Source organism: Bacillus paramycoides (assembly GCF_001884235.1).
In the GTDB taxonomy this organism is placed as follows: Bacteria; Bacillota; Bacilli; order Bacillales; family Bacillaceae_G; genus Bacillus_A; species Bacillus_A paramycoides.
Map to the genome: position 1 here is coordinate 1 of NZ_MAOI01000111.1, position 244 is coordinate 244.

Here is a 244-nt window from a genome sequence, read left to right on the forward strand (position 1 = left end):
AATGGTTACAACATTACGAATACAAAAGATGCAAAAACATCTGTTTCAGGAACGAAAACTTGGAATGACAACAATGCAACAGATCGTCCAAGCTCAATTCAAGTAGATTTATTGCAAAATGGAAACGTAATCCAAACACAAGATGTAACAGCGGCAAACAGTTGGAATTATACATTTGCAGACTTAGCACAATATGATGCGAACGGTGTTGCTTACACGTATACAGTGAAAGAAAAACCGGTAG

General features: G+C 36.9%; 1 protein-coding gene. It reads left to right on the top strand.

The window, feature by feature from the left end:
• A partial coding sequence (locus BAU28_RS23620) for a Cna B-type domain-containing protein (protein ID WP_116500460.1) occupies positions 1–244 on the top strand: 244 nt, incomplete at both ends.